The following is a 25452-nucleotide window of genomic DNA, read 5'->3' as shown; positions in this document are numbered from 1 at the left end:
ACTGGCTCAGGGGGTTGAGCTGAGCTTGGGGTAGAACAGCAAGGTCATTTCACCGCGGTCGTAGCGCGTGGCGTCCTTGGGCAATATCGCCAATTCACGCTTCTCGCTTTGCGTACGCACCCGCAACAGCATCGCCACCGAGCCGCTTTGCCGCTGGCGGGCCAGCCACGGGTTGATGGTGTCGATGTTCTGCGCACGGCCCTCGGCCTCCGGGAAGCCCAGGCCATACTGGGCTTCGCCGATCACGTCGTAGAGGGTGATGTCGGGCCGCCCGGTGTGCCAGGCCATGCCGGCGGCGGCGCCCAGTTCATTGCTGGCCAGGGTGTCGGCCTGGCGCAGCGCGTCCAGGTGCTGGGCGGCGAAAGTGTCGGGCATTTCGCCGTCGGTGATGCTGTTGGGCACGGCGGCCGGCAACACCGCCACCAGCACCAGCATGGCCAGGGCGGGCGCCAGGTAATGGCGCAGCGGCCTGGCCAGCGCCAGGGCGTTGGCGGCCACGAACACGCCCAGCGCCAGGCTGATCAGCAGCAGGTGCAGCGGTTCGTCCACGTACAGCGGCCGCTTGATCTGCAGCCCCGCCAGCACTACCAGGGCCGTGCCGCCCAGCACCAGGTTGAACAGTGCATTGGCCCGCGCCCAGCGTCCGGCGCCCTGTTGCACCTGGTTTACCAGCGCATGGCCGATCAGCAGGGCCAGCGGCAGCAGGCAGGGCATGATGTAGGTCGGCAGCTTGCCACGGCTGAGGCTGAAGAACACCAGCGGCAAGGCAAACCACAGCATCAGGAACAGCATTGGCGCGCTGCGGCGCTCCTGCCAGCCCTGCGCGAGCGCCTTGGGCAGCCACAGCGTCCAGGGCAGCGCGGCGGCCGCCAGTATCGGCAGGTAAAACCAGAACGGCCGGGCATGCTGGGCATTGTCGCCGGCGAAACGGCGTACGTGCTCATGCCAGAAGAAGAACCGCCAGAAGTCCGGTTCCTGCTGGTGGATGGTCAGCGCCCAGGGCAGGGTCAGCACTGTGCACACCGCCACCGCCAGCCAGCCGTAACGCACCAGTTCGGGCAGGCGCCGCTGCCAGGCCATGTATGGCAAGGCAATCAGCACCGGCAGCAGCAGCGCCAGGAAGCCCTTGGTCATCAGGCCCATGGCGCAGGCACCGCCCAGCAGCGCCCAGGCCAGCAGGCGCGGGCGCCCGCGGGTGCCGTCCAGCGCATACCACAGCGCCACCAGGCTGAGGTTCACCCACAAGGCGAACAGCGGGTCGAGGTTGGCGTAACCGGCCTGGCCGGCCACCAGGCCGAAGCTCATGTAAATCAGGGCACACGCCAGGCTTTTGGTGGGTGACTGCCACAGCCGGCCGGCAATCAGCCAGGCCAGCAGGCCACTGAGGCCCAGCGCCACCGCCGAGGCGATGCGCACCCCGAACAGGTTCTGGCCGAAGAGTGCCTGGCCCATGGCGATGAACCAGTAGCCGCCGGCGGGTTTCTCGAAATAACGCAGGCCCATGAAGTGCGGCGAGGCCCAGTGGCCGCTCAACAGCATCTCCTGGCTGATTTGCGCATAGCGGGTTTCATCGGGAATCCACAGGCCGTGAAACGGCAGCGGCAACACGTAAGCCAGCACAAAGGCGGCCAGGACTATGAGCAGCGCGTGGCGCGCGGTAGTGGCCCGCGACAAGGCGGCCTGCGGGCGGCTTATTGATATATCCATCGGCAATTGATCCGGCATAGTGTCAAGGTGTGTCTGTACGACATAGCCTTGTTACAACAGTATTAAGGGGGCGCAACTATAGAGTAAGCAGTGCCCGTGCAATGATGATGAAACTTTGGATTACAATTTATTCTGTTTTGCCGGTAGTTGAAGCTGCGACAAAGTGTTGGGCCAGGTATCCACGTTGACCACGCCCAGAATAACTGCCGTACCGTGTTCATCCAGCGTCAGCGCAAGCGCGCTGCTGTATTCGGCGCCGGCCGCATGGGGGTAGCCCAGTTGCTTCTCTACCTGGCCGATGCAGCCGCTATGGGTGACGGCTACCAGGTTGCGGTCCGGGACCTTGTGGGCGATGACGTTCTGCAGCAGCGACGTATCGCAGTTGGCCAGCCACTGCGGCGCCGCCACGCCCTGGCCCACCATGTACTGGGCCGTCTGCACGGTTCGGGTCGTCGGGCTGGTGAGCACATCGGCATGGCCCATGCCCAGGGTATTCAAGGCCTGGCCTACCGCCGTGGCGGTATCGCTGCCCAGCCGGGTGATGCCGTCGGCCGGCCCCAGGCAGGGGTTGCTGGACCGGTCGCAGCGTTCGGCGTGGCGCACCAGCATGATCACGTCCCCCGCCTGCCAATGGCCCAGCAGCCCTTGGCTGACGGCATTGTGGCCGCTGCCAAGGTCCACCGGTGAACGGTGCAGGTAGCTGAAAGTACCCACAAGCGCGCCGGCCAGGGCCAGTGCTGCCGCCGCCCACAATGCCTTGTGGATCACGGCGCGGCGCCGCCCTGTTGCGGCTGCGGTGGCTACTTGGGCGCTGAGGCTGTGGGCCATGGTGACACTCCTGCTCGGAAGTTAAACTTTTGTTCAGCTATTTACGGCAAGTTTTGTTACAGCTTGCGCAGCTGATGTGGGGCAGGAAGTTAAAAGGCGGGCCGTTGTATTGCGATGAAAAAGATGTAAAAAAATTGGTGCGCGGAGATGGGTGGTTGTGGCGGGGCGAAATACGTTAAGCAACTGTTAAGGTAAGTGTCAAAAAACTGTGCTAATTGGAAGTATTTTGTATTAATAAAAAAGAAGGGTTATTGAATGTGTTGCAGCTCCCAGCCTTCGGGTGGGCCTTGCAGCAAGCTGTTCAGCCTGGCGATGAACGTGGCGGTGTAGGGTGTGGCGAGGTGCTGTTGATGCGCGGCGGCATCGGCCCAGCGCTCATAGATCACGAATCCGTTGGCATCGTCGCGTTGCTGGTACACGTTGAACACCAGGCAGCCGGGCGCCAGCCGTGATTGCTCGACTACGCCGCGCACCGCGTCGATGAAGCGCTGGCGTTGCGCAGGGCGGGTGCTCAGGCGCACCACGATGTTCTTGCTGGCGGCGGGGGCGTCGATGGCCTTGCGCGTGGGGGCGGGCAGGTCGGCAACGTCTTGCAGCGCGTACAGCCGTTCGGGGCGGGCCAAAGCGCCGGGGAGCAGGGCGGTGGCCGCAGCGAACTGGGGCGAGGCCTGGTTGTCGAGATAGCCGGCCTGGTCGCCCCAGCTTTCGAACACCACCAGGGTCGGGGCACTGCTGCCGATATCGAACATCTGGTTGGCGGCATCCGCACGGCTGTGCGCCGCAGTGGCGCGCATGGCATTGACGAAGGCCTCGCCGGCATCCGGCGCCAGGGTCTGGATGTGCAGGTAATGCACCGGCCCCTGGGTTTCGTCGCCCCACGCCGCGCCCACCGCCAGCAACCCGGCCAATAACATCGCTGTGAACCTGCCCATGGCACCTCCCCCTGAATCAGGAAACTGTAGCAGCAACTGTCTGTTGGGCTCAGCCTGGCACCTGGAGAGGGCTGAACGTTTTGCCCGAAACCACGAAGCCGTAGCAGCTGCCGCAGGCTGCGTCTTGCATGCCCGGTGTATCAGGCGCAGCGCGGCGCCCATGACGCGGCCTGCGGCCGCTGCTACAGAGGGCTTGTGTAGCAGCTGCCGCAGGCTGCGTCTTGCCTGCGCGGTGCATCAGGCTCAGCGCGGCGCCCATGACGCGGCCTGCGGCCGCTGCTACAGGGGGCCTGCGTAGCAGCTGCCGCAGGCTGCGTCTTGCCTGCGCGGTGCATCAGGCTCAGCGCGGCAGCCATGACGCGGCCTGGGGCCGCTGCTACAGAGGGCCCTGCGTAGCAGCTGCCGCAGGCTGCGTCTTGCATGCGCGATGCATCAGGCTCACCGCGACTGCCATGACGCGGCCTGCGGCCGCTGCTACAGGGGTCCTGCGTAGCAGCTGCCGCAGGCTGCGTCTTGCCTGCGCGGTGCATCAGGCTCAGCGCGGCAGCCATGACGCGGCCTGCGGCCGCTGCTACGGGCTGGCGGTGGGTTCGCCGGCCAATTCATCGCGGTACTCCCGCAGGGCCCGCTGGTACTGCGCCAGGTCGTTACCTTCCCGGGCATTCAGCGCCGCATCCAGCATGGTCGCCAGGGCCAGGTTGGCCTGGCCAAGGGTGTGAAGCGTGAGCGCAGTAAACGCCAGCAACACGGCGTTATCCGGAAACTCGGCATTCGCCAGTTGCAGCCGCTGCAGCGATTCATCCGCGCGGCCAACGTTGCGCAGCGTGCTGCTGAAACCTACCAGGAAACCATGGCGGTGCTCGGTTGGCACACCCAGCGCCCAGGCCTTTTCGTAATACACAGCGGCCTGCTGTTCGTCGCCAAAACGGTCGCAGGCGTAGGCGGCGTCTATCTGGCGCCCTACGTCGTCGGGGTATTGCCGCGCCAGCTCTACAGCCTGGGTGTGGGGGAGAGGTAGTTCATCAGTGCCCATACAGCCTCCATTGCCTTGCATCATGAAAAACTCGCCAGCACATCTTCCTCGAACGCCCGCTGCGCTTCACTGGCGCCCTGGCCACGACGGCCGGCCAGGTAAAACGGCACCTCGAACAGCGCCTGGTCTTCTTCGATAGCGCGCAACAGGCCCTTGTCCTCCCAGGGCCGGGCGTAGTGGCGGGGCAGGTAGCCGATGTGCTGCCCGGAGAGAATAAACGCCAAGGTGCCTTCCACCTGTTCCGAGCGCGCCGAACTGTTGGCCACAAGCTGGGCCTCGCGGTTCTGCAGGAACCGGTACGGGTGTTCGACGCGGTCGGCACCGCGCAGCAGCTCGCCGGCATCGCCATCCCCGGTGAACAGCGGGTGGCCCTGGGCGCAGTACAGCTGCTGCACCTCGGTGAACAGCGGCCGGTAGTCGAACGCCGTCTGGCCCCTGGAGAAGTAACCGATGGCCAGGTCCAGGCGCTGCTCCAGCAGCAGCCGTTCCATGTCCGCGGGCATGGTGCTGAGCAGCTCGATGCGCACCGATTCATCACGCTGGCGAAAACGCTGCACCGCCAGGCCCAGGCGTTGAATGACAGTGGGGTCGAGCGCCTCCGAAAAGCCCAGCCGCACCTCGCCCAGCAGGCGCCCGGCAACGCCGTTGGACTGCTGGCGGAATTGCTCGATAGAGGCAAACAGCGTGCGCGCTGCCAGCAGCAGCTGTTCGCCCTTGGCGGTCAGGCGGAAACCGGCCTTGCCACGGCTGCACAGGCGGTAACCCAGGCGCGTTTCCAGGCGTGCCATGTGCTGGCTGATGGTGGGCTGGCTCAGGCCCAATGCGCCTTGGGCGGCGCTGAAGCCGCCAGCCTCGACCACACTGACGAACAGGCGCAGGTGGTGCAGATCCAGGTCGTGCAGTTGGCCCAGCATCAAACATTGCTCCGGTTGAATGTCAGCTTCCGCGCTTCGGTATTTTTTCAATTTAAACCGCGTCGCATCATCGCCGCACGTTCTTTTTCGAGATCACTGTCATGCGCCCATGGTTACTGATGCTGTCCTTTGCACTTGTGCTGCCGGTGCAGGCCGAAGACAAGGTGGTCAACCTTTACAGCTGGGCCGATTACGTCAGCCCGCAGACCCTGCAGCGCTTCGAGCGCGAGACCGGCTACCAGGTACGCTACGACACCTTCGATACGCCGGAAGTACTGGAGACCAAGCTGCTTACCTCCGCCAGCGGCTACGACGTGGTCGTGCCGTCCAGCAGCGTGCTGGCGCGGCTGCTCAAGGCGGGCGCGTTGCAGCCAACCGGCCAGCAGGGCATGCCCGGCTACGGCAACCTGGACCCGGACCTGCTGGGCAAAGTCGCCGCCGTCGACCCCGGCAACCGCTATGCGCTGCCCTACACCTGGGGCACGCTGGGGCTGGGCCTGAACCTTGAGGCGGTGCGCAAGCGCCTGCCGGACGCGCCGCTGGACAGCATCGACCTGCTGTTCAAGCCTGAATACGCCAGCAAGCTCGCCGATTGCGGCATTTCGCTGATCGACTCACCCCAGGAGGTGATCGGCCTGGCCCTGCATTACCTGGGCAAAGACCCCTACAGCACCGACAAGGCGGACCTGGACGCCGCCGCTGCGCTGCTGCACCGGCTGCAACCCTATGTCAGCTACGTCGCCAACGGCCGGCAGATCAACGACCTGGCCAATGGCAGCACCTGCCTGGCGCTGACCTACAACGGCGATGCCGCCACGGCCGCCGACCAGGCGCGCAAGGCCAAAAAGCCGTACCAGGTGCAATACCACATACCGCGCGAAGGCACGCTGATCTGGCAGGACAACCTGGCGATTCCCAAGGACGCTCCGCACCCCGAGGCCGCGCGCGCCTTCATTGCCTTCATGCTGCGCCCCGAGTCAGTCGCCGACCTTACCAACACGCTGTTCTTCGCCAACGCCAACCAGCAGGCCACGCCCCTGGTGGACGAAGCCGTGCGCAACGACCCCGACATTTACCCCGCTGCGCCCATGCGCCAACGCCTGTACGCCGACCAGAGCATGAGCCTTGCCGCCATGCGCCAGCGCACCCGCCTGTGGACCGCCTTCCGCAGCCGCGAACAATAAGAAAGGAGCACACCCATGGAACAAGCCTTCGACAATGACCAGGCCCTGACCCGCCCCAGCCTCTACGGCACGGCAGCCGAAAGCACCTACGGCGGCATTACCAGCTTCATGCGCCGCCGCTACAGCCGCGACCTCGCTGGCGTGGACGTAGTGGTCAGCGGCGTGCCCTTCGACACCGCCACCAGCAACCGCCCCGGCGCGCGCTTTGGCCCGCGGGGCATCCGCAATGCCTCGGTGCAGTCGGCCTGGGCGCGCCACTGGCCCTGGCAATTCGACCCCTTCGACCACCTGGCGGTGATCGACTACGGCGACTGCAGCTTCGACCACGGCCGCCCCGAATCGGTGCCGGCCAGCATCCAGCAGCACGCCGAGCACATCCTCGGCGCCGGCTGCGCGATGCTGACCCTGGGTGGCGACCATTTCATCACCTACCCGCTGCTGGCCGCCCATGCCAAGGTGCACGGCCCGCTGTCGCTGATCCACTTCGACGCCCACAGCGACACCTGGCCGGACGAGGAGGGCCAGCGCATCGACCACGGCACCATGTTCTACCACGCCGCCCGCCAAGGCCTGGTCGACCCGCAGCGCTCGGTGCAGATCGGCCTGCGCACCACCAACGATGACACCCTGGGTTTCCAGGTGCTGGACGCCCGCCAGGTACACCGCCAGGGCGTCGACGCCATCGTCGCAGCGATCCGCGAGCGGGTTGGCGACCATCCGGTCTATTTGACCTTCGACATTGACTGCCTGGACCCCGCGTTCGCCCCCGGCACTGGCACCCCGGTGTGCGGCGGCCTCAGCACCGTGCAGGCGCTGGACATCCTCGGCGGCCTGCGCGGCATCAACCTGGTGGGCATGGACGTGGTGGAAGTGGCGCCAGCCTACGACAACGCCGAGATTACCTCGCTGGCGGCGGCGACGTTGGCGATGGAGATGTTGTGTTTGTATGCGGCGCGCAGGGTAGACAAGGCCGGCCGGGAGGGTGTGGGTCAACAGGGCTAGGGAATTATGTGCGGTTCGGGCGCGTGCGCTTTTCGGCGCAGGCGAAAGCGGGCAACAGCACCGCCACCGCCAGTAAAATCACTTTCATTGCAATGTTCACTCCCTGCCAAACACAAACCGTAGCAGCTGCCGCCAGGCTGCGTCCTGGCCCTGCGCGGTGCCGGTGACGCCGCCTGGCGGCAGCTGCTACGCGATGATAGCTATTTTGCAGGGCCTGGGTCCTTGGCCGGGTTGTCGATGGGCGGCGGGTGGGGTGGGTCGGTGGCCGGGTCTTCGAGGTCTGGCGAGTCGGGGTCGAAGCCCAGGTCGTCGTCCTTGCCGTGGGGCGTGTCGGTTGTGGTCGAAGCCATGAGGGTGCCTCCCTGAAAAGGGCGCGCAGGGGCCGCGCCTACCGTTGAGAAGGCGGGGGCCTGCGCAAGTGCCCGCAACCGGACAGGCGGCAGCCGATGCTATTGCGTGGGGCAGTCAGAGGGGGCAGGATAATGGCTATGTGATATCTCCCACTCCGCGAGGATACAGCCATGGCCCTGCGTATTAGGAAGTTCTCCCAAGGTATCAAGGTGGACATGGGCGGCGCCCAGTTCGGTTCAGGGTTGATGGTGGCATTGATTTTTGGCGGCATTATCTGGGCTATCTTCAATTGACTCAGTAGTCGTAAACCCCTTTAAAACCGCCTTCGGGCGGTTTTTTTATTGCCCGCGAAAAATGGCGTGGGGAATTTTTACCAACTGTTTCAGGATGGGTTCAGTGTGTATCGGCGATGCTACAGTTATCGGCGAGTCGCCTCGGTGCAGCAGACCGCAGGCGTGGTCACCGAATGGAATTCGCCACCACTGATACAGGACGATCACTTGACCGCCATCCTCGCCAACAACGCGGTGTTCTACGGCTGCATGGTGCTGCAAGGCATCCTTGAGCTCATTGCTGCGGAGGGTGAAGGCGTGGGCAGCGGTGACGTTTCCATTGCCGGCGCGCCGTTTTATGAACAGCAGGGTGAAGTCATCAGCGTCAGGGGCTTCGCCTTCACTGGCGGCAGTGAATACGGGGTATTCCAGCTGGTGGCGACCTTGACCGTCGAGGCGGGCGAAGCTGGCGACCAGGTGGCCGTGGTGTTTGGCCGGGACGCGTTGTTCGACGGCCTGCGCAACCCGCTTGAGCCGCCCACGGCGCCAGCCGAACTCAAGCACCGCGACCTTACCGCCAACGACCTGGCAAACGCGTCCTGCCCCTACCTGCTGAAACTCGATGCCGAGGCGTTGCCGTTGGTGAGCTGGGTCATCTACTCGTTGTTCGTCGAATACCGCGTCAGCGCCGAGGCCTTGGAGGAGGACTACTGCGCCTGAGCGCAGTGCCCCTGACGATAGGTCGCGGGCACTGGTTCTGGAGCTGCCGCGGTTTCCATGGCAAGGTACGCGCCAAAGACGGGAACGCCGGCCATGGTTGGCGTTGCCCCAGCACGTGCAACGCAGACACTGGAAACCCGCATGCCCGAGTCAACGGCGACCACGCCACACGCCCCTGAGCCTACGCTCAAACGCAACCTGTCCAACCGTCATATCCAGCTGATCGCCATTGGCGGCGCCATCGGCACCGGCCTGTTCATGGGCTCCGGCAAAAGCATCAGCCTGGCCGGCCCCTCCATCCTGTTCGTGTACATGATCATCGGCTTCATGCTGTTCTTCGTGATGCGCGCCATGGGCGAGCTGCTGCTGTCGAACCTCGAATACAAGTCGTTCATCGACTTCGCCACCGACCTGCTGGGCCCCTGGGCCGGCTTCTTCACCGGCTGGACGTACTGGTTCTGCTGGATCGTCACCGGCATCGCCGACGTCATCGCCGTGTCCAGCTACGCGCACTTCTGGTTTCCCGATGCGCCGCAATGGGCACCGGCCCTGGCGTGCGTGGGGCTGCTGCTGGCGCTGAACCTGATTACCGTGAAGCTGTTCGGCGAAATCGAGTTCTGGTTCGCCATGATCAAGCTGGTAGCCATCGCGCTGCTGGTGGCCACCGGCATCTACCTGGTCGCCAACGCCCCGGCGGCGGTCGCCGGGCATGGCCCCAGCCTGGCCAACCTGTGGAACGACGGCGGCCTGCTGCCGCATGGCTGGATGGGCTTCTTCGCCGGTTTCCAGATATCCATCTTTGCCTTCGTCGGCATCGAACTGGTGGGTACTGCAGCGGCGGAGACCAAGGATCCGCACCGCACGTTGCCGCGGGCGATAAACTCGATTCCGGTGCGCATCATCCTGTTCTACGTCCTGGCGCTGATCACCATCATGGCCGTCACCCCGTGGCGCGAAGTGGTGGCCGACAAGAGCCCGTTCGTCGAGCTGTTCCTGATCGCCGGCTTCCCGGCTGCCGCCGCCTGCATCAACCTGGTGGTGCTGTCCTCGGCGGCGTCGTCGGCCAACAGCGGCATCTTCTCCACCAGCCGCATGCTCTTCGGCCTGGCCGGCGAGGGCCATGCGCCGGGCTCGTTCCAGCGCCTGGCCCGCAGCGGCGTGCCGGCCAATGGCCTGCTGTTCTCCTGCGCCTGCCTGTTGCTGGGCGTGGTGGTGATTTACCTGGTGCCCGACTTGATGCAGGCGTTCACCTTGGTCACCACGTTGTCGGCGCTGCTGTTCATGTTCGTCTGGACCATCATCCTGGTGTCGTACCTGGCCTACCGCAAGCAGCGTCCGCAGCTGCACGCGGCGTCCAGCTACCGCATGCCCGGCGGCCGCCTGATGTGCTGGGTGACCCTGGCGTTCTTCGCCGGCGTGCTGTGCCTGCTGACCCTCAAGGACGACACCCGCCAGGCGCTGTGCTACGCGCCGTTGTGGTTCGTGATACTGGCGGTTGCCTACCCCTTCGTGCGCAAGCGCACGGCACTGGCCGCGTTGGCCAGCGAGTGATGAAAGAGGAGGGCGGCCAATGGCCGCCCTTTTTTTTGTGGTGGGCGCCTACCCGCCGGGGCTGCACCCGGACATATGCCGCGCGGCTCCCAAGGCTGCGTCAGGGCGCGGCATCGCGGAGCCTGTGGACGCGGCCCTGCGGCCGCTGCTACAGGGTTTGTAGCAGCTACTGTCTTGAAACCGCGTTGCCTCCATCGCGATCGGCGGGGTGCGCGCATCCCCGTAGCAGCTGCCGAAGGCTGCGTCCTGGCCCCCACACCAAAATAATCCCGCCTGCTTAGAATGAATATTCATCTGGGTTATTAGTAAATCGTCATTTCGCATATCCATTGCAGGCCTTTCAGCACAGCAGCGCCGACCAGCGACGCTATAGCGTCATAAACCCTGTGCTAGCGTCTATGGCGAACGTTATTGGGCCATCTTGCAGCGCTGCAGCAGCCATTTGCTTCGCTTTACCGGCCCATTGTCCACCGCCAATCGATCCGTAGAATCCGCCCCATCAGCTTCTACCCACCTATCGAATTGAAAGAGGATTTCACCATGATGAACGCAATGCAGATGCCCATGAGCGCCAACATGCCGATGATGCCAATGATGGGCATGCCGATGATGATGGCCACCATGACCATGGACATGATGGAAGATTGCATGATGTGCACCATGAAGCCTGCAGCCGGCATGGACATGGCGATGTTCAAGAACAACGGCGAAATGATGCAGATGATGATGATGAACTGCGGCATGCCGATGATGATGCATTGCGGCAACCTGTCGATGATGTGCATGTCCCAGGCCGCCATGGCCATGCCGATGGGCATGATGATGCCGATGCCAATGATGGGCATGCCCATGCCGATGATGAAGTGCGTGATGGAATGCACCATGATGGCCGACAGCATGGCCTGCAAGATGATGCCGATGCCGGGCATGACCATGGACATGATGAAGAACTGCGGCATGCTCATGATGAAAATGATGAACGACTGCAGCATGCCGATGATGATGAGCTGCAACGGCATGCCGATGATGTGCTGCACCTGCTGATAGCGGTGCAATGAAAAACGCCCCCCGTCTCGAACCGAGCGGGGGCGTTTTCGTTACAGCAGGTTCAGTCGCGCTTTTCCGGGTAGGTCATCACCAGGTACGCCAGCGCTTCGCTGTCTGCCGGGTTGCGGTAGCGGTGCGGCTGGTCGGCGTAGAACAGCAGCGAATCCCCGGTCGACAGCAGGTAGCGCTCGTCGTTGACGCTGACCTCCAGCACGCCCTGGGACACCACCAGGTTTTCCTGCACGCCAGGGCCATGGCCCGCCGAGGTTTCCTCGCCCAGCGCGCCCAGGCGCAATTCGTAGAACTCCACCTGGCGCGCCACGTCGAAGGGGAACAGCGCACGGCTGACGAAGCTGCCGTCGGCGCTGACCAGGCGCTTGCTTGCGCGCGCCGGCAGCAACGCCACGCCGTCGAACTCGCGCTGTTCCAGAAAGGCTGCCACCGACACCTTCAGCGCCTTGGCAATCTTGCACAGCACCTTGATGGACGGCACGCTGCGGCCCGACTCGATCTGCGCCAGCATCGCGCGGCTGACGCCACTGGCGCGCGCCGTGGCGTCCAGCGACAACTGGCGCTTGGCCCGCAGCCGTTGCAGGTTCAGCGCCACGCGCTGGCCTACCAGGTCATCGTCGCTGTGTTCGGGGCTGGAGAACTCGATGGGCAGCTCGAACGAGCTGTCCAGGAAGCCACTGGGCAAGGCCATGCCGGTTCAAGCCTGGCGCGAAGTGTCGGCGCCTTTGAGCGCCTGCGCCCATTGTTCCGGGGTAACGGCATTCTGGCCGCTGTACAGGGCCCACATCAGCTTGCCCAGTTGCTGCGCCTTCTTGCGGTTGCGGTGCAGGGTGAGGTCGATCACGTTGGCGTGGGCAGTCATGGATGTGTTCCTTGGGCAGCGCGGTCAATACCGGAATGGCCTCAGAATAACGGGCTGCGCTTAGAACCTTAAATACTGAATAGGCATTGTATAATGCTATTCAGATATACCTGTAGCCGATCAGGGCCAGCACTGCTTCAAGGCTTGCGTCGGGGCTGGTCAGCGGGCGATCCGCGAGCTGCGTAACCGCAGGCGCCATCGACGCCTGCGCCATTGCCTCCACCACCGGGCCCAGGCTTGAGCAGGTCAGCAGCACAGGCTGGGCCTGGTTGGCCAGTGTGTGCAGGGTCAGGGCAATCTGTTCGTGCAAAGCGGGCGTCAGTGCCCCCTCATGTTCCACCGCGGCCAGCAGGTCCTCGCGCACGGTGTACGGCGGCGGCTACGCCTTGGACGCAAACACCCCCTTAACACAAACGAACACCGCTCCGGCCGGATGTGGAACGTGGTGCGGTCACAGCGCCCGCAATGCCGCCCCACGTTTCACCCCCAGCGCGTATGGCCCGGAGGTACGCGGCGCCTGCGGACGCGGCCTGCGGCCGCTGCTACAGGATCTGCGTAGCAGCAACTGTCTTGAAATGGTGTCGTCTGCATTGCGACTAAAGTCGGCTCCTACGGCGTTTGTGGTAGGAGCCGGCCTTGGCCGCGATGCAGGCGACGCCATCTAAGCGGTATACGCATCCGCGTGCGTCCTGGTTTGCTGGGCACCTTCTACGCTGTCAGCCTTCGAGTTCGATAGCGGCACCGTCCACGACGTGCTCCGCGCCCATGGTCAGGACTCCTGTCAGGCGGTGGCTTGGGCGGGGGCCAGCAGGGCGTCCACCGCATCGATGACCGGTTGCGCCTCGGTGCGCACCAGCCAGTCGGGGCTGACCTGGGCGAAATGCACGCGGCGGTCGGTGCCAATCACCACCACCGTGGGCTGCGGCAGCTCCCACGTGCCGGTGCCGGTCACCGCGCCAATGGTCGAACCCTTGGCCTCGGCCGCCCGCCGCGAGGCGTCGTCGAAGCTGTACAGAATGCCCAGGCGCCGGGCCAGTTGGTTGTCCGGGTCGCTGGCCACCTGCAGGGTCAGCCCGTGGCGTTGCTTGATCTCGATCAGCCGCTCGGGTACCTGCGGGCTTACCGCCACCAGCGGTACGCCGCGGGCGTGCAGCGCGGGTTGCAGGTGGCGCTGGTAATAAGGGATGGCGATGTTGCACGCCGGGCAGCCAGCGAAACGGAAAAACACCAGCACCGCCGGGCCACGGCGCACCAGGGTGTCGAGGTCCAGCTCGCCGCCTTCCACCTTCAGCAACGTGAAGGTGCCCAGGCTGCCGCCGGCGCGCACGAAAGGCTGCCCCGGCGCTTCGTCCACCAGGCGCTGGCGCTGGTCGATGTTGACCTGCAGGGCGGCCGGGTCCCAGGTGCGCACGCGCTCGGCGTGCAGGTCGGCCAGCAGTTGGTTCAGGGAGTGCGGTACGGCGTTGCTCATGGGCAAACCTCATGGCTGTGAAGGGCAGGGCAGCAGGCCTCCGCAGCGTAGGGTCGGGCTGTACGGGGGTGACGTTAGCGGTGGGGAAGGGGGTTGTGAAGGGCTGATTTGTTCTAAGCTAATATGCGCTTTGTGAATTCATATCTAATAGAATGATGTTTTTAGCGCATTTTATAAATCCCCGTAGCAGCGGCCGCCAGGCCGCGTCCGTGCCCCACCCAATACCAGGCCAATAAACAGGAAGCTTGAAGTAGTTCGTATGCTGAGCATATTGTAATGGCGCGTCGCATCCCTTCAATAACAACAAGGACAACGCCCCATGCAATTCCACCTCAACGGCTTCCAGCCCGGTGACCCCGACCTCCATCCCGCCGCCTCCGGCGATACCACGGCGCTGCCCGAAACCGTCGATGTGCTGATCGTCGGCAGCGGCCCTGCCGGGTTGGTGCTGGCCGCGCAGTTGGCCCGGTTCCCCGGCATCGTCACCCGCGTGGTCGAGCGCCGCGCCGGCCGCCTGCAACTGGGCCAGGCCGATGGCATCGCCTGCCGCAGCGTCGAGATGTTCCAGGCGTTCGGCCTGGCCGAGCAGCTGCTGCGCGAGGCCTACTGGGTCAACGAAACGGCCTTCTGGCGGCCGGCCGCTGCTGACCGCCAGCGCATCGAGCGCACGGGCCGCGTGCAGGACACCGAGGACGGGCTGTCAGAGTTCCCCCACGTCATCGTCAACCAGGCGCGCATCCAGGATTACCTGCTGGACAGCATGCTCAAGGCCCCCCAGCGCCTGGCCCCCGACTACAACCTGGAGCTGGCGCACATCAGCCGCGATGCGCATCCCACCCACCCGGTGCTGGCCACGTTGCAGCACACCGGCGGCGAGCCTGCCGTGCAGGTTCGCGCCCGCTACCTGGTGGGCTGCGATGGCGCCCGCAGCCAGGTGCGCGGCGCCATCGGCCAGCAGTTGCGCGGTGACGCTGCCAACCACGCCTGGGGCGTGATGGACGTGCTGGCGGTGACGGACTTCCCTGACGTGCGCCTGAAGGCTGCGGTGCAGTCGGCGGCGGGCAACATGATCCTCATCCCGCGTGAAGGCGGGCACTTGGTGCGCATGTACGTGGACCTTGGCGAGGTGACCGAGGCCAACCGCGCGGCCATCCGGGCCACGGCGGTGGAGGCGTTGATTGCCACCGCGCAGCGCATTCTGCAGCCGTACGTGTTGGAGGTGAAAAACGTGGTGTGGTCGTCGGTGTACGAGGTGGGCCAGCGCCTCACCGACCGTTTCGACGACAGCGTGGACGCTGCCGGGCAACCGCGCGAACCGCGGGTGTTCATTGCCGGCGACGCCTGCCATACCCACAGCGCCAAGGCCGGGCAGGGCATGAACGTGTCGATGCAGGACGCCTTCAACCTGGGCTGGAAACTGGCGGCGGTGTTGCAGGGGCGCAGCCCTGCATCGCTGCTGGCCAGTTATTCCCAGGAGCGCCAGCCGGTGGCCCAGCAGCTGATCGACTTCGACAAGGAGTGGTCGGCCATGATGGGGGCGCCGCCCAGGGACCCGCTCAACCCCGGCGCTGGCGGCGTCGACCCCACCGAGTTGCAGGCCTATTTCGTCCAGGCCGGCCGTTATACCGCAGGCGTCGCCACGCGCTATTGCCCGGGGCCGTTGACGGGGCGTGGCACCTGGCAGGCGCGGGCCAGTGGCTTGGCCATTGGCGCGCGGTTCCATTCCGCGCCGGTAATTCGCCTGGCCGACTCGCGGCCCATGCAGTTGGGCCATGTGGCGCAGGCGGATGGGCGCTGGCGGCTGTACGCCTTCGCCGATGCCTCGGGGCAGGCGCTGGCCGGTTTGTGCGAGTACCTGCTCAATGATGCTGCTTCACCGGTGCGGCGCTTCACCCCGGCCGGTGCCGACCTGGACAGTGTGCTGGATGTGCGCGCCGTGTACCGGCAGGCGCTGCCGCTTGAACAGCTGCCGGCCCTGCTGCTGCCGCGCAAGGGCCGCTTCGGGCTGATCGACTACGAGAAGGCCTTTACCCTCGACCCCGCCGCCGACATTTTCGCCCTGCGCGGCATCGACCCCGAACACGGTGCGCTGGTGCTGGTGCGGCCCGACCAATACATCGCCCACGTGCTGCCACTGGACGGCCACCGTGAACTGGAGGCATTCTTGCAGCCGGTTTTTGTTCCGCAATAGAAGGCAGTCCACTGTGCCGCTTGACGCCCACCCTCGCATTCTCGTGCACACCGGCAGCCTGATACGCCGGGCGCAACAACGCCACGTCGCCATTTGGCAGCGCGAAGTGTCCACGGAGGTCACCAGCGTGCAGTACGCCGTGCTGCTGGTGCTGGAGCAGCGGCCGGGCGTCAGCCAGCGCGAGCTGGGCGACGAGCTTGACCTGGACCGCTCCACCATCGCCGAGTTGGTGGCGCGCATGGTGCGCAACGGCGTGGTGGAGCGCGTGGGCGACCCCCAGGACAAGCGCCGCAACACCCTCTACCTGACCGCGCCCGGCCGCGTGCAACTGGGCGAGCTCAAGCCACGGGTCGACAACGTCGAACAGGTGCTGACCCAGCAGCTGAGTGCCGAGGAGCGCGAGCTGTTGCGCGGCCTGATGGAGCGCCTGCTGGCACCCCTCCCGTAGCAACTGCCGCCAGGCGGCGTCCGGCTGCGCTGCGGTGTTCCTGGAAATACGCGGCGTGTTCGGACGCGACCTTGCGGCCGCTGCTACGGAAGAGCGCGCGCAAAATTTCGCGTAGCAGCTGCCGCCAGGCGGCGTCCGGCTGCGCTGAGGTGTTCCTGGAAATACGCGGCGTGTTCGGACGCGGCCTTGCGGCCGCTGCTACGGGAAGCGCGCGCAAAATTTCGCGTAGCAGCTGCCGCCAGGCGGCGTCCGGCTGCGCTGCGGTGTTCCTGGAAATACGCGGTGTGTTTGGACGCGGCCTTGCGGCCGCTGCTACGGGAAGGTGGGGGGCGAGCCTTATAAATCATCCAGGTCGACCGGAACGCCTTTTTCGTGCTGCCGTGATTTGATGATCTCGACCAGTTTCTTATCATCCAGGTTCTCTGCTTCCGGCACCTGCTTCGGGGTTCTGGCCAACCCCGCCACCGACGCCTCCACCAACGCCCGGGCAATCTCGCTTGCATGTTCCACATGGCGCGCCAGCGCGCGCAAATGCGGCGGGCAGTTCTCGACCAATTCCGCAGCGCCTGCGCTCACCCCCTTCATGTATTCACACGCCTGGGTCAGCACCTCGGCCACAGGCATGCCGTCGCGCACCGCCAGTATCGGCAGGTCGCCTGCACAAGGGCCAAAGGCGTGGTGGGTGGTGAATGAATCGGTCATGGCGTGGGCGCTCCTGCGCAGTGGTTCAAAGGCGGGTCGATCAGCAGTGGTATGCGTGGCAGGGGGGATGTCGGGTGGGTCGGGGGTCGGCTTGACCATGGTGATGCTCCTGACGAATCAATAAACCGCCAGGTTCCGCTGCGAACGGAATGGGTGGCGGCTGTTCGCAGGTTCGCAGACCGGACCGTCAGGTACCCGGCGCACCCGAAGGTGCCCTACGCTCAGCCGCCATAAACGAGATATTGCCGCGAAGGGCAATGGGTATGGCGGCGCTTGGCGCCTGACGAATTCTATCCGGGCTGCGAAACCCGTCCGCTGATTTGGCAGCGGCGGGCGGAGAGTAGCCTCGTCAAAAAGTCAGTGCAAGCTAAAATAGCGAACGACGACAATGGAAACATTTCGTCATTATTTTCTGCGTGTAAGGCGATTATCCCAGATCTTTTGTGAAATTTCCTAGGAAATTTCCGAAGGCGAGGCGCCGCGTCAATACACCGGCTTATAACTCACCCTCAACGCCGCACCCACATCCCTCGCCAACCCCGGCAAATTCTCCATACCCAGATTCGCCACACTCACCCGAATGGCAGCCCCATCCCCCAGCCGAAACGGTTTCCCCGCCTGCACCGCCCACCCATACGACGCCAGTGCCTGCACCGCCGTGGTCTCATCCGCCACCGCGATCCACACATGCAACCCTTCACCCGGGCCCTCGCAGCGCACGCCCTCGGCGTTCAACGCACGAATCAAGCCCAGCCGCCGCTGCGCGTAACTGTCCGCTGCACGCGCAAGCTGCCCATCGGCCACCACCTGCTGCCACAAGCCGGCCGCCAGCCGCTGCAGCAGATGGCTCACCCAGCGTGAGGCCACCGCTTGCAAACGCTGCATGTCGGCCAACAACGCCCCGTTGGCCGCTACCACCGACAGGCGCAAATCGGGGCCAAGGAATTTGCTTACCGAGGTAATGTGCAGCCAGCGCGCGGGCAGGGGTGTGAGCTGTGCTGGCTGGCCCTGGCTGAGTGGCCCCCAGTGGTCATCGAGGATCAGCAGCGTCTGGGGGCTGCCTTGCAAGGCGGCAGCCCACTCGCGCCAACGGGCTGAAGAAAAGCAGCGCCCCGTGGGGTTGTGCGCCCTGGGTGTAAGAATGACCGCGGCCACATCGCCCAACGCTTCAGGCGGGCAGGCGCCGTGCACGTCGCCGCCCAACGGCACGGCCTTGAGCCGCAGGCTCGCCAGCAACGCCAGCACCGGCGGCCAGCACGGGTCTTCGACCAACACCCGGTTGCCCGGCCGGCAGTGCGCGCGCAGGGCTTTTTCCATGGCGTCCATGGCGCCGTGGAACACGCCGATATGTTCGGTGGGCAGCTGTTGGCCGCGCAGCCATTGCGCGGCCATGGTCAGCAGCGCGGGGTGGTCGTTCTGCAAGTCATGCCCCGTGTCGGCGGGCAATTGGCCTAGCCATTCACCTTGCAGGCGCGGCAGCAGCCTGGCATCGACGTTGCCGCTGGCCACGTCACGCAAATGCGCGGGCAGCGCATGGCGCGCCGCAGCCGGCGCAACGCGCTCGGCAACCCGGGTGCCGCGGCGCCCGTCAGTGTCCACCCAACCGGCATCGCGCAAGTGCTTATAGGCCGCCGCCACGGTATTGGGGCTGACCTGCAGCTGGCTGGCCAGCTGGCGCACGGCGGGAAGCAGTTGCCCGGTAACAATTTCGTGGGCACGGATTGCCCGCTCAATCGATTCAGCGATCTCGACAGCGGTGGTGCCTGAAGCCAATAATGTATTCATACATTCACTATATTGTATTGGTACAAATATGAAAAGCGCTTGGGTAGTAAGACATGTACCGTTTGAGGGTATTGGCGTGTATGGCGCTGTGCTGGAGCAGCGTGGCTATCAGCTTCGCGTCATCGAAGCGCCGTTGGCAGCGCTGGCCGAACTTGATCCCCTAGAGCCCGACCTTTTGGTGATGCTGGGCGGCCCGATCGGTGCGTTCGATGAGGCCACCTACCCTTACCTGGGCGAGGCATTGCGCCTGGTGCACCAGCGCCTGGCCAGCGGCAAGCCTTTGCTGGGCATCTGCCTGGGGGCGCAACTGATCGCCCGCGCGCTGGGCGCCGATGTACGGGCCATGGGCTACAAGGAAATCGGCTACGCGCCCGTGACCCTGACCGAGGCGGGCCAGCAGTCGGTATTGGCGCCGCTGCAAGGGGCCGGGCCCGTGCTGCACTGGCACGGCGACCAGTTCCAGATCCCGGCCGGCGCCACCCACCTGGCCCGTTCCGAACACTGTGAAAACCAGGCGTTCAGCGTCGGCAACGCCGTGCTGGCGTTGCAGTTTCACCCCGAGGCCGACCCACGGCAGCTGGAAGCCTGGCTGGTGGGGCACGCCGCGGAACTGGCCGGCGCCGGCATCGACCCACGCACCTTGCGGGCACAGGCGGCAACGGTAGGGGATGACCAGGTGCACTTGAACCAGCAATTGTTCGCGGCCTGGCTCGACCGGGCCGGCGCCTGATGCGCCTGGGCCAACTGGACGCCTTGCTGGTGGGCAAGGCCGTGCCCTTTGCGCGCCGGGGCACCCGCAGCGCCATCGCCAAGCAGCCTGTTGAAGGGGCGTTGACGGCCACGGCCCTGGGCCTTGCGGGCGATGAACAAGGCGACACACGCATTCATGGTGGCGTGGACAAGGCCATCCATCTGTACCCCCGGGAACACTACGCCCGCTGGCAACAGTTAATAGGTGAGCACCCGCTGCTGGAGGGCCCCGGCGCCTTCGGTGAAAACCTGTCCACGTCGGGGCTCACCGAGCAGAGCATCTGCCTGGGCGATGTCATCCGTTGCGGTAGCACGCTGCTCGAAGTCAGCCAGACCCGCCAGCCGTGCTGGAAGCTCAACGACCGTTTCAGCGTGCCCGACATGGCGTTGCGCATGCAGGGCTCAGGCATGACCGGCTGGTATTTCCGGGTAGTGGAAGGCGGGCAAATGCGCGCCGGTGACAGCTTCGACCTGGAGGACCGGCCCTATCCCGGCTGGAGCCTGGCGCGGGTGGTGGCGGTGCTTTACCAGCGCACGCTGGACCGCGAAGAACTGCTGGGGCTGGCGGCGTTGCCGCTGGTGCCGTCGTGGCAGCGGCTGGTGCAGCGCAGGTTGGAACAGGCGCAGGTTGAGGATTGGAGCGGCAGGTTGGGCGGGCCTGTCGAGTCGAGATCAAACGGAGGTTGAAATGGATATGTACAGGGTTGTGGTCCGCAAGGACAAGAAGCATTGGTGCTGTATTGATATCGAACATCTGAACGCGGGTGGCGTTCTGGCAGATGTGGCGGGGCGGTTTTCTCCAGAAGATGGCTTTGATATATCCGTGATGAAGCGAATCGGTGAAAAGCGCCTGCTGGAGGCATCGCCCGCCGGCATGAAAGTGCTGGCTGCCGACCCGATATTTCAGGACCACCCGTAGCAGCTGCCGCCAGGCGGCGTCACTGGCGCCGCCCATATTCCGGCCCACCGCGGCAGGGGCGGACGCAGCCTTCGGCAGCTGCTACGGAGCGCTTTATATGGACAAAACCTAGCCGCCAATGCCTTTTTAATATTTCTGGCTATATACAATTCTGGTTAAAGTCGACACCTGTATTTTCAGCCGTCGTCGCGGGAATTCCTCATGAGCTACACCTCACGCCCCGGGCAGGTGCTGACCCTGCCACAGGGCGATCAACAACCCCTGTCCATCCGGGCCAAGGCGCTGGTCTTTGCCGACCCGCGTTCGCGGCAGCTGCTGGAGTACCTGCAACGGGTTGGGCCGAGCGACGTGCCGGTGTTGATCAACGGCGAGACCGGTACCGGCAAGGAGTTGGTGGCGCGCTACCTGCACAGTGCCAGTGGCCGCACCGGCCGCTTCGTGGCGGTGAATTGTGGGGCGATCAACGAGAACCTGGCGGAGAGCGAGCTGTTCGGCCACGAGGCCGGCAGTTTTTCCGGCGCTACCGGGCGCCGCGCAGGCTGGTTCGAGGAGGCCGATGGCGGCACGTTGTTCCTGGATGAAATCGGTGATTTGCCGTTGCCGCTGCAGGTCAAGCTGCTGCGCGCCCTGCAAGAACAGGAGATTGTGCGCGTTGGTTCGCGCAAGCCCATCAAGGTGGATATCCGCCTGGTGACGGCCACCAACATCGACCTGGAACAGGCCATCGACGCCGGCAATTTCCGCCTCGACCTGTTCTACCGCATCAACGTCGCGCAGGTGCAGGTGCTGCCCCTGCGCGAGCGGCCGCTGGACATCCTGCCGCTGGTGGAGCATTTCCGCAGCCAGTACAGCCAGCGCCTGAAAATAGCCGAGCCGATGCTGTCGGAAGCGGCCACCGCGGCGCTGCTGGAGTACCCGTGGCCGGGCAATATTCGCGAGTTGGAAAACATCGTGCACCTGGCGCTGCTGGTGGCTGGTGACAAGCCCATCCGGCCCGAGCACCTGCGCTTTTCGGCAGGCCTGTCGGCCCAGCGCCTGGCGGCGGATAACAGCAGCACTGCGAAGATTCCGCAGCAGGTGATTCGCGAGCAGTTGCTACGGCTGTTCGAGGTGCCGGGCGATCAACTGCTGCACGACATCGAAGATCTGATCGTGCGCGAAGCCTTCGCCCACTGCGGTTTCAACCAGGTGCGCAGCGCCGAACTGCTGGGCATCACCCGCAACGCCATGCGCACCCTGCTGGTCAACCACGGCATGCTCAAGGGCCGCGACAAGGGCTGATGCGCCGCAGCAACGGCAGCAGTTCAGCACCCAGGTGAATGGCTTCCTCCAGGTGCGGGAAGCCTGACAGCACAAAACTGTCCACGCCCATCTGGTGGTATTCCTCGATACGCTCGGCCACCTGTTCGTAGCTGCCCACCAGCGCCGTGCCGGCACCGCCACGCACCAGGCCGACGCCTGCCCACAGGTTGGCCGACACCTCCAGTTGCCGCGCACCACGGCCACGGCCCTGGGCCAGCTGGGTCTGGCGGCTCTGGCCTACCGACTCGTAGGTGGCCAGTTGCTGCTGGGCGCGCTCGATGGCGTCGCGGGGTAGTTCCTCCAGCAGTTTCTCCACATGCGCCCAGGCCTGCTCGGCCTGGGGCGCGGCGAAAATGTGCAGGCGCAGGCCGAAGCGCAGCGTGCGTTGGCGACGCGCGGCCTGTTCGCGCAGGCGCTGAATGCGCTCGGCGATCATCACCGGCGGCTCGCACCACATCAGGTAGGTTTGCGCGTGCTCGGCGCCCACCTGCTCGGCGGCCTGCGAGGCGCCACCGAAGTAGATCGGCGGGCGTAGCGCCGGCGGCATGATGGCTGCCGTGTCGGCACCCCGGTAGAAGCGCCCGTGATGCTGGCGGCCGTGCCCGGCCCACACGGTTTCGAACGCCTGGAGGAACTCGGCGGTGCGCGCGTAGCGCTCGTCATGTTCGAGAAAATCCCCCAGCGAGCGCTGCTCGAAACGGCTGGAGCCGCTGACCACGTGCAGGCGCAGGCGGTTGTTGCTCAGCAGCTGCAGCGTTGCGGCGCGGTGGGCGGTGTAGGCGGGCAGCTCCAGGCCCGGGCGCAGGGTCAGGAGGAAATTCAGGCGCTGGACTTCCTGGGCCAGCACCGCGGTGATCAGCCAGGGGTCTTCAAAGCCGCTGGCGGTGGGCACCATGATCGAGTCGAAGCCGCCCAGTTCTGCGGCCCGTACTATTTGCCGCAGGTAGTCCAGGGTCGGCGCCCGTTCCCCTTGTTGGAACAGGCCCACCTTGGGCAGGCCGCTGCTGGTGAGGTGGCGGCCGTCGCCGTTGGTGGGCAGGAACCAGTCTATTTCCAGCGGGCTAGCGCTCATGGTGGGCGGCCTTGTGGTGCAGGCCCCTGGCACGCAGCAGCGGCAGGACCTGTTCGGCGAACCGCAGGACTTCGGCCACCGCCGGTTCGCCATGAATGATCACCTGGTCGATGCCCAGGTCGTGCAGTTGCTGCAAGCGCGCGGCCACCTGCGGCGGGTCACCCACCAGCGTCAGCGGGCGGTCGCGGTGGGGGCGCCACAGCTGCGGGTGAATCTCGTCGCGGCGCAGCGCCGCGTGTTCGGCGAACAGCGGCCGCACCTGCCGGTCGGCCATGGGTTGCGTGCCTGTGTCACTGGCTTGCGCCGATTGCCCGGCGGCGTCCCACGCCTGGGCTTCGCTGTCACGCAGGATCAGGCCCAGTGGCAGGGCGAAGCGCAGTGCTGGTTGCAGGGCACGCAGGCGCTGCACCTCGCGCGCCAATTCGTCGGGGTGGGCGCCCGCCAGTTGGCACACCTGCGCATGCTCGGCGATCAGTTCGCTGCCCTGGGAGGCGTCGAGAATCAGCGGTGGTGCGGGCAACGGGCGCAGCCCCAGGCCACCCTGTTCCAGCTGGAAGTAGCGGCCCTGATGGTCCAGCGGCGCGGCGCCCGGGGCCAGCAGGCGGGTCAGCAGGTGAAGGAATTCGCCGACGCGTTCGTTGCGCTGGTCGCGGTTCAGCCACTCGCCGAAGGCGGTGTGCAGGCTGCCGCGTTCGCCATCGGGCAGGTGCACGCTGATGCGCTGGCCGCTGATCGACTGCAGGCTTTGCAGGGTGGCGGCCAGCGCCGCCGGCAGCATCACCTGGGGCGGCACGCCCACGTGCAGCCGCAGCTGGCGGGTGTGGGCACACAGCGCCGCCGCCACGCCCAGGCTGTCCACCGTGCGCGAGTCGGCGGGAATCCACAGCGCGTCCAGGCCTGCGTACTCAACCGCCTGGGCCAGCTGTATCCACTGCCCGGGCGTGCTGGCCGGCTGGCTGCCGGCGGCCAGCGGCAGGTACCAACTGAACTCAAGGGCCATCCAGGTACTCCGACGGCGAAAGACAAGGGTGCATCATCTCACTGTGCCTGCTGGCTGAGTAGCGCCACGCTAAAACGGTTCGCCGGCCGCGCCAGTCCCAGGCTGTCGCGCAGCGTAGTGCCTTCGTATTCCTTGCGGAACAAGCCGCGCCGTTGCAGTTCGGGGGTGACCTGCTCGACGAACACGTCGATGGCCCCGGGGAAGTACGGGAAGAACACGTTGAAGCCGTCGCAGGCGCGGCCCTGGAACCAGGCCTCGAAGGTGTCGGCGATGTCCTGCGCGGTGCCGATCACCGGGTTGCCGCCGGCCAGGCGCAGGTACAGCTGGCGGATGCTGAGGTTTTCCGTGCGCGCCAGTTCCAGCACCTTGTCACGGCGGCTGCCGCGCTGGCCCACCGGGGTCTCGGGCAGCGGGCCGTCGAGGTCGTGGCCGGCCAGGTCGATGTCATCGCCCAGGGTGTCGGCCAGCAGGCGCAGGCCCAGCACCGGGTCGATCAGCGCCTGGAACTCCTCGAACAGCGTCTGTGCCTGTTCGCGGGTCTCGCCAATGAACGGCGTGATGCCGGGCAGTATCTTGATGCTGTCCGGGTCGCGGCCGAACGCGGCGGCGCGCGCCTTGATGTCGGCGTAGAACGCCTTCGCGCGCGCCAGGTCACTGTCCACGGCAAAGATCACGTCGGCCACCCGCGCCGCCAGCGCCTTGCCCGGCTCCGAGGCGCCAGCCTGCACCAGCACCGGGTGGCCTTGGGGCGAGCGCGCCACGTTCAACGGCCCGCGCACGCTGAAGTGCGTGCCCTGGTGGTTGAGCACGTGCAGCTTGGCGGCGTCGAAATACTGCCCACTGGCCTTGTCGCGCACGAAGGCGTCGTCGTCCCAGCTGTCCCACAGGCCGCGCACCACGTCGTGGAATTCCTCTGCGCGCTGGTAGCGGTCGCCGTGGTCCACGTGGTCCTGGCGGCCGAAGTTCCAGGCCTCGTCGCTGACCACCGAGGTCACCAGGTTCCACGCCGCGCGGCCCTTGGACAGGTGGTCCAGGGAGGCGAATTTGCGGGCGATGTGGTACGGCTCGTTGTAGGTGGTGGTGGCGGTGGCGATCAGGCCGATGCGCGAGGTGACGGCGGCCAGCGCGGCCATCAATGTCAGCGGCTCGAAATGCTCGGCGCGCGCGGTGCGGCTGAGGGCGTCATGGTGGTGGCCCCACAGCGCCACCACGTCGGCGACGAACAGGGCGTCGAACTTGCCGCGCTCGGCGGTCTGGGCAATGCGCTTGAAGTGCTCGAAGTCCTGGCTGGCGTCGGCCTGGGCCAGCGGGTGGCGCCAGGCGGCCACGTGGTGGCCGCTGTTGGCCAGGAAGGCGCCCAGCTTGAGCTGGTCGGTACGGCGGGTCATGGGCTAGCT

General features: G+C 65.6%; 27 protein-coding genes. 12 read left to right on the top strand and 15 right to left on the bottom strand.

The window, feature by feature from the left end; translation table 11 throughout:
• Window positions 1–6 precede the first annotated feature (6 nt).
• The 5 genes from arnT to AC0SZ7_RS29200 all read right to left on the bottom strand — a co-directional run bounded on the left by arnT (window position 7) and on the right by AC0SZ7_RS29200 (window position 5414).
• Window positions 7–1707 (bottom strand): lipid IV(A) 4-amino-4-deoxy-L-arabinosyltransferase, encoded by a 1701-nt coding sequence (gene arnT / locus AC0SZ7_RS29220; protein ID WP_475507649.1) that lies wholly within the window; start codon window positions 1705–1707, stop codon window positions 7–9.
• Window positions 1708–1827: 120 nt separating this feature from the next.
• Window positions 1828–2535 carry a lipopolysaccharide core heptose(II)-phosphate phosphatase PmrG gene (gene pmrG / locus AC0SZ7_RS29215; protein WP_475507648.1) on the bottom strand — a complete coding sequence of 236 codons (708 nt, stop codon included), beginning with the start codon at window positions 2533–2535 and terminating at the stop codon, window positions 1828–1830.
• A gap of 248 nt (window positions 2536–2783) precedes the next feature.
• Window positions 2784–3467, bottom strand: a complete 684-nt coding sequence (locus tag AC0SZ7_RS29210; RefSeq protein ID WP_475507647.1) for a putative quinol monooxygenase — start codon at window positions 3465–3467, stop codon at window positions 2784–2786.
• Window positions 3468–4038: 571 nt separating this feature from the next.
• Complete coding sequence (locus tag AC0SZ7_RS29205) at window positions 4039–4500, bottom strand: tetratricopeptide repeat protein (protein WP_475507646.1); 462 nt, start codon at window positions 4498–4500, stop codon at window positions 4039–4041.
• A gap of 20 nt (window positions 4501–4520) precedes the next feature.
• The gene (locus AC0SZ7_RS29200) at window positions 4521–5414 is read right to left on the bottom strand and encodes a LysR family transcriptional regulator (RefSeq protein WP_475507645.1); all 894 of its coding nucleotides are present in this window, start codon (window positions 5412–5414) and stop codon (window positions 4521–4523) included.
• A 101-nt stretch (window positions 5415–5515) separates the two neighbouring features.
• Between AC0SZ7_RS29200 and AC0SZ7_RS29195 the strand changes: the two genes are divergently transcribed.
• Window positions 5516–6598, top strand: coding sequence for an extracellular solute-binding protein (locus AC0SZ7_RS29195; RefSeq protein WP_475507644.1), 1083 nt, complete (start codon window positions 5516–5518; stop codon window positions 6596–6598).
• A gap of 15 nt (window positions 6599–6613) precedes the next feature.
• Entirely contained in the window at window positions 6614–7600 is a 987-nt protein-coding gene (speB, locus tag AC0SZ7_RS29190) for an agmatinase (RefSeq protein WP_475507643.1), read from the top strand.
• Between the two features lie 200 nt (window positions 7601–7800).
• On the opposite strand, the gene AC0SZ7_RS29185 is transcribed toward speB, so the two are convergent.
• On the bottom strand, window positions 7801–7950 hold the full coding sequence (locus AC0SZ7_RS29185) for a DUF6021 family protein (protein ID WP_475507642.1): 150 nt from the start codon (window positions 7948–7950) through the stop codon (window positions 7801–7803).
• Between the two features lie 171 nt (window positions 7951–8121).
• Between AC0SZ7_RS29185 and AC0SZ7_RS29180 the strand changes: the two genes are divergently transcribed.
• The 4 genes from AC0SZ7_RS29180 to AC0SZ7_RS29165 all read left to right on the top strand — a co-directional run bounded on the left by AC0SZ7_RS29180 (window position 8122) and on the right by AC0SZ7_RS29165 (window position 11538).
• Window positions 8122–8244 (top strand): hypothetical protein, encoded by a 123-nt coding sequence (locus tag AC0SZ7_RS29180; RefSeq protein WP_475507641.1) that lies wholly within the window; start codon window positions 8122–8124, stop codon window positions 8242–8244.
• Window positions 8245–8388: 144 nt separating this feature from the next.
• Window positions 8389–8943, top strand: coding sequence for a hypothetical protein (locus tag AC0SZ7_RS29175; RefSeq protein ID WP_475507640.1), 555 nt, complete (start codon window positions 8389–8391; stop codon window positions 8941–8943).
• A gap of 141 nt (window positions 8944–9084) precedes the next feature.
• A complete protein-coding gene (gene cycA, locus AC0SZ7_RS29170; RefSeq protein ID WP_475507639.1) occupies window positions 9085–10494 on the top strand; it encodes a D-serine/D-alanine/glycine transporter in 1410 nt (469 codons plus the stop codon).
• A 540-nt stretch (window positions 10495–11034) separates the two neighbouring features.
• Entirely contained in the window at window positions 11035–11538 is a 504-nt protein-coding gene (locus AC0SZ7_RS29165) for a hypothetical protein (RefSeq protein WP_475507638.1), read from the top strand.
• 64 nt (window positions 11539–11602) lie between these two features.
• On the opposite strand, the gene AC0SZ7_RS29160 is transcribed toward AC0SZ7_RS29165, so the two are convergent.
• From AC0SZ7_RS29160 to AC0SZ7_RS29145, 4 genes are all read right to left on the bottom strand, one after another.
• Window positions 11603–12244 carry a helix-turn-helix domain-containing protein gene (locus AC0SZ7_RS29160; protein ID WP_475507637.1) on the bottom strand — a complete coding sequence of 214 codons (642 nt, stop codon included), beginning with the start codon at window positions 12242–12244 and terminating at the stop codon, window positions 11603–11605.
• Between the two features lie 6 nt (window positions 12245–12250).
• The gene (locus AC0SZ7_RS29155) at window positions 12251–12415 is read right to left on the bottom strand and encodes a hypothetical protein (RefSeq protein WP_475507636.1); all 165 of its coding nucleotides are present in this window, start codon (window positions 12413–12415) and stop codon (window positions 12251–12253) included.
• 100 nt (window positions 12416–12515) lie between these two features.
• Window positions 12516–12779, bottom strand: coding sequence for a hypothetical protein (locus AC0SZ7_RS29150; protein ID WP_475507635.1), 264 nt, complete (start codon window positions 12777–12779; stop codon window positions 12516–12518).
• Window positions 12780–13196: 417 nt separating this feature from the next.
• Entirely contained in the window at window positions 13197–13886 is a 690-nt protein-coding gene (locus tag AC0SZ7_RS29145) for a peroxiredoxin-like family protein (RefSeq protein WP_475507634.1), read from the bottom strand.
• A gap of 319 nt (window positions 13887–14205) precedes the next feature.
• Between AC0SZ7_RS29145 and AC0SZ7_RS29140 the strand changes: the two genes are divergently transcribed.
• Entirely contained in the window at window positions 14206–16077 is a 1872-nt protein-coding gene (locus AC0SZ7_RS29140; RefSeq protein WP_475507633.1) for an FAD-binding monooxygenase, read from the top strand.
• Between the two features lie 13 nt (window positions 16078–16090).
• The gene (locus AC0SZ7_RS29135; protein ID WP_475507632.1) at window positions 16091–16525 is read left to right on the top strand and encodes a MarR family winged helix-turn-helix transcriptional regulator; all 435 of its coding nucleotides are present in this window, start codon (window positions 16091–16093) and stop codon (window positions 16523–16525) included.
• A 336-nt stretch (window positions 16526–16861) separates the two neighbouring features.
• Here AC0SZ7_RS29135 and AC0SZ7_RS29130 read toward each other — a convergent pair whose 3' ends face one another.
• On the bottom strand, window positions 16862–17227 hold the full coding sequence (locus AC0SZ7_RS29130) for a hypothetical protein (protein ID WP_475507631.1): 366 nt from the start codon (window positions 17225–17227) through the stop codon (window positions 16862–16864).
• A 483-nt stretch (window positions 17228–17710) separates the two neighbouring features.
• Window positions 17711–19012 (bottom strand): aminotransferase class I/II-fold pyridoxal phosphate-dependent enzyme, encoded by a 1302-nt coding sequence (locus AC0SZ7_RS29125; protein WP_475507630.1) that lies wholly within the window; start codon window positions 19010–19012, stop codon window positions 17711–17713.
• Between the two features lie 28 nt (window positions 19013–19040).
• On the opposite strand from AC0SZ7_RS29125, the gene AC0SZ7_RS29120 reads away from it, so the two are divergent.
• The 4 genes from AC0SZ7_RS29120 (at window position 19041) to AC0SZ7_RS29105 (ending at window position 21962) form a co-directional block, all read left to right on the top strand.
• Window positions 19041–19742, top strand: a complete 702-nt coding sequence (locus AC0SZ7_RS29120; RefSeq protein WP_475507629.1) for a glutamine amidotransferase — start codon at window positions 19041–19043, stop codon at window positions 19740–19742.
• Window positions 19742–20449 carry an MOSC domain-containing protein gene (locus AC0SZ7_RS29115; RefSeq protein WP_475507628.1) on the top strand — a complete coding sequence of 236 codons (708 nt, stop codon included), beginning with the start codon at window positions 19742–19744 and terminating at the stop codon, window positions 20447–20449. Before AC0SZ7_RS29120 ends, AC0SZ7_RS29115 begins: the two co-directional genes overlap by 1 nt.
• A 1-nt stretch (window position 20450) precedes the next feature.
• Window positions 20451–20681, top strand: coding sequence for a hypothetical protein (locus AC0SZ7_RS29110; protein ID WP_475507627.1), 231 nt, complete (start codon window positions 20451–20453; stop codon window positions 20679–20681).
• A 201-nt stretch (window positions 20682–20882) separates the two neighbouring features.
• Window positions 20883–21962, top strand: a complete 1080-nt coding sequence (locus AC0SZ7_RS29105; RefSeq protein ID WP_475507626.1) for a sigma-54 interaction domain-containing protein — start codon at window positions 20883–20885, stop codon at window positions 21960–21962.
• Here the strand turns inward: AC0SZ7_RS29105 and AC0SZ7_RS29100 are convergent.
• Genes AC0SZ7_RS29100 through AC0SZ7_RS29090 form a run of 3 tightly spaced genes read right to left on the bottom strand, consistent with a single transcriptional unit; the run spans window position 21940 to window position 25443 of the window.
• Window positions 21940–23055 carry an LLM class flavin-dependent oxidoreductase gene (locus AC0SZ7_RS29100; RefSeq protein WP_475507625.1) on the bottom strand — a complete coding sequence of 372 codons (1116 nt, stop codon included), beginning with the start codon at window positions 23053–23055 and terminating at the stop codon, window positions 21940–21942. The genes AC0SZ7_RS29105 and AC0SZ7_RS29100 overlap by 23 nt on opposite strands.
• Window positions 23045–24055 carry an LLM class flavin-dependent oxidoreductase gene (locus tag AC0SZ7_RS29095; protein WP_475507624.1) on the bottom strand — a complete coding sequence of 337 codons (1011 nt, stop codon included), beginning with the start codon at window positions 24053–24055 and terminating at the stop codon, window positions 23045–23047. Before AC0SZ7_RS29095 ends, AC0SZ7_RS29100 begins: the two co-directional genes overlap by 11 nt.
• Window positions 24056–24093: 38 nt before the next feature.
• Window positions 24094–25443, bottom strand: a complete 1350-nt coding sequence (locus tag AC0SZ7_RS29090) for an LLM class flavin-dependent oxidoreductase (protein ID WP_475507623.1) — start codon at window positions 25441–25443, stop codon at window positions 24094–24096.
• Window positions 25444–25452: the final 9 nt, after the last annotated feature.

Source organism: Pseudomonas sp. JC1203 (assembly GCF_056175065.1).
This window is presented reverse-complemented; position numbering and strand designations above follow the sequence as displayed.

What these genes read in the sequence shown, in the direction of transcription:
- arnT (WP_475507649.1), bottom strand. Translation starts at nt 1,707, where the DNA reads ATGGATATATCAATAAGCCGCCCGCAGGCCGCCTTGTCGCGGGCCACT.
- pmrG (WP_475507648.1), bottom strand. Translation starts at nt 2,535, where the DNA reads ATGGCCCACAGCCTCAGCGCCCAAGTAGCCACCGCAGCCGCAACAGGG.
- AC0SZ7_RS29210 (WP_475507647.1), bottom strand. Translation starts at nt 3,467, where the DNA reads ATGGGCAGGTTCACAGCGATGTTATTGGCCGGGTTGCTGGCGGTGGGC.
- AC0SZ7_RS29205 (WP_475507646.1), bottom strand. Translation starts at nt 4,500, where the DNA reads ATGGGCACTGATGAACTACCTCTCCCCCACACCCAGGCTGTAGAGCTG.
- AC0SZ7_RS29200 (WP_475507645.1), bottom strand. Translation starts at nt 5,414, where the DNA reads ATGCTGGGCCAACTGCACGACCTGGATCTGCACCACCTGCGCCTGTTC.
- AC0SZ7_RS29195 (WP_475507644.1), top strand. Translation starts at nt 5,516, where the DNA reads ATGCGCCCATGGTTACTGATGCTGTCCTTTGCACTTGTGCTGCCGGTG.
- speB (WP_475507643.1), top strand. Translation starts at nt 6,614, where the DNA reads ATGGAACAAGCCTTCGACAATGACCAGGCCCTGACCCGCCCCAGCCTC.
- AC0SZ7_RS29185 (WP_475507642.1), bottom strand. Translation starts at nt 7,950, where the DNA reads ATGGCTTCGACCACAACCGACACGCCCCACGGCAAGGACGACGACCTG.
- AC0SZ7_RS29180 (WP_475507641.1), top strand. Translation starts at nt 8,122, where the DNA reads ATGGCCCTGCGTATTAGGAAGTTCTCCCAAGGTATCAAGGTGGACATG.
- cycA (WP_475507639.1), top strand. Translation starts at nt 9,085, where the DNA reads ATGCCCGAGTCAACGGCGACCACGCCACACGCCCCTGAGCCTACGCTC.
- AC0SZ7_RS29165 (WP_475507638.1), top strand. Translation starts at nt 11,035, where the DNA reads ATGATGAACGCAATGCAGATGCCCATGAGCGCCAACATGCCGATGATG.
- AC0SZ7_RS29160 (WP_475507637.1), bottom strand. Translation starts at nt 12,244, where the DNA reads ATGGCCTTGCCCAGTGGCTTCCTGGACAGCTCGTTCGAGCTGCCCATC.
- AC0SZ7_RS29155 (WP_475507636.1), bottom strand. Translation starts at nt 12,415, where the DNA reads ATGACTGCCCACGCCAACGTGATCGACCTCACCCTGCACCGCAACCGC.
- AC0SZ7_RS29145 (WP_475507634.1), bottom strand. Translation starts at nt 13,886, where the DNA reads ATGAGCAACGCCGTACCGCACTCCCTGAACCAACTGCTGGCCGACCTG.
- AC0SZ7_RS29140 (WP_475507633.1), top strand. Translation starts at nt 14,206, where the DNA reads ATGCAATTCCACCTCAACGGCTTCCAGCCCGGTGACCCCGACCTCCAT.
- AC0SZ7_RS29130 (WP_475507631.1), bottom strand. Translation starts at nt 17,227, where the DNA reads ATGACCGATTCATTCACCACCCACCACGCCTTTGGCCCTTGTGCAGGC.
- AC0SZ7_RS29125 (WP_475507630.1), bottom strand. Translation starts at nt 19,012, where the DNA reads ATGAATACATTATTGGCTTCAGGCACCACCGCTGTCGAGATCGCTGAA.
- AC0SZ7_RS29120 (WP_475507629.1), top strand. Translation starts at nt 19,041, where the DNA reads ATGAAAAGCGCTTGGGTAGTAAGACATGTACCGTTTGAGGGTATTGGC.
- AC0SZ7_RS29115 (WP_475507628.1), top strand. Translation starts at nt 19,742, where the DNA reads ATGCGCCTGGGCCAACTGGACGCCTTGCTGGTGGGCAAGGCCGTGCCC.
- AC0SZ7_RS29110 (WP_475507627.1), top strand. Translation starts at nt 20,451, where the DNA reads ATGGATATGTACAGGGTTGTGGTCCGCAAGGACAAGAAGCATTGGTGC.
- AC0SZ7_RS29105 (WP_475507626.1), top strand. Translation starts at nt 20,883, where the DNA reads ATGAGCTACACCTCACGCCCCGGGCAGGTGCTGACCCTGCCACAGGGC.
- AC0SZ7_RS29100 (WP_475507625.1), bottom strand. Translation starts at nt 23,055, where the DNA reads ATGAGCGCTAGCCCGCTGGAAATAGACTGGTTCCTGCCCACCAACGGC.
- AC0SZ7_RS29095 (WP_475507624.1), bottom strand. Translation starts at nt 24,055, where the DNA reads ATGGCCCTTGAGTTCAGTTGGTACCTGCCGCTGGCCGCCGGCAGCCAG.
- AC0SZ7_RS29090 (WP_475507623.1), bottom strand. Translation starts at nt 25,443, where the DNA reads ATGACCCGCCGTACCGACCAGCTCAAGCTGGGCGCCTTCCTGGCCAAC.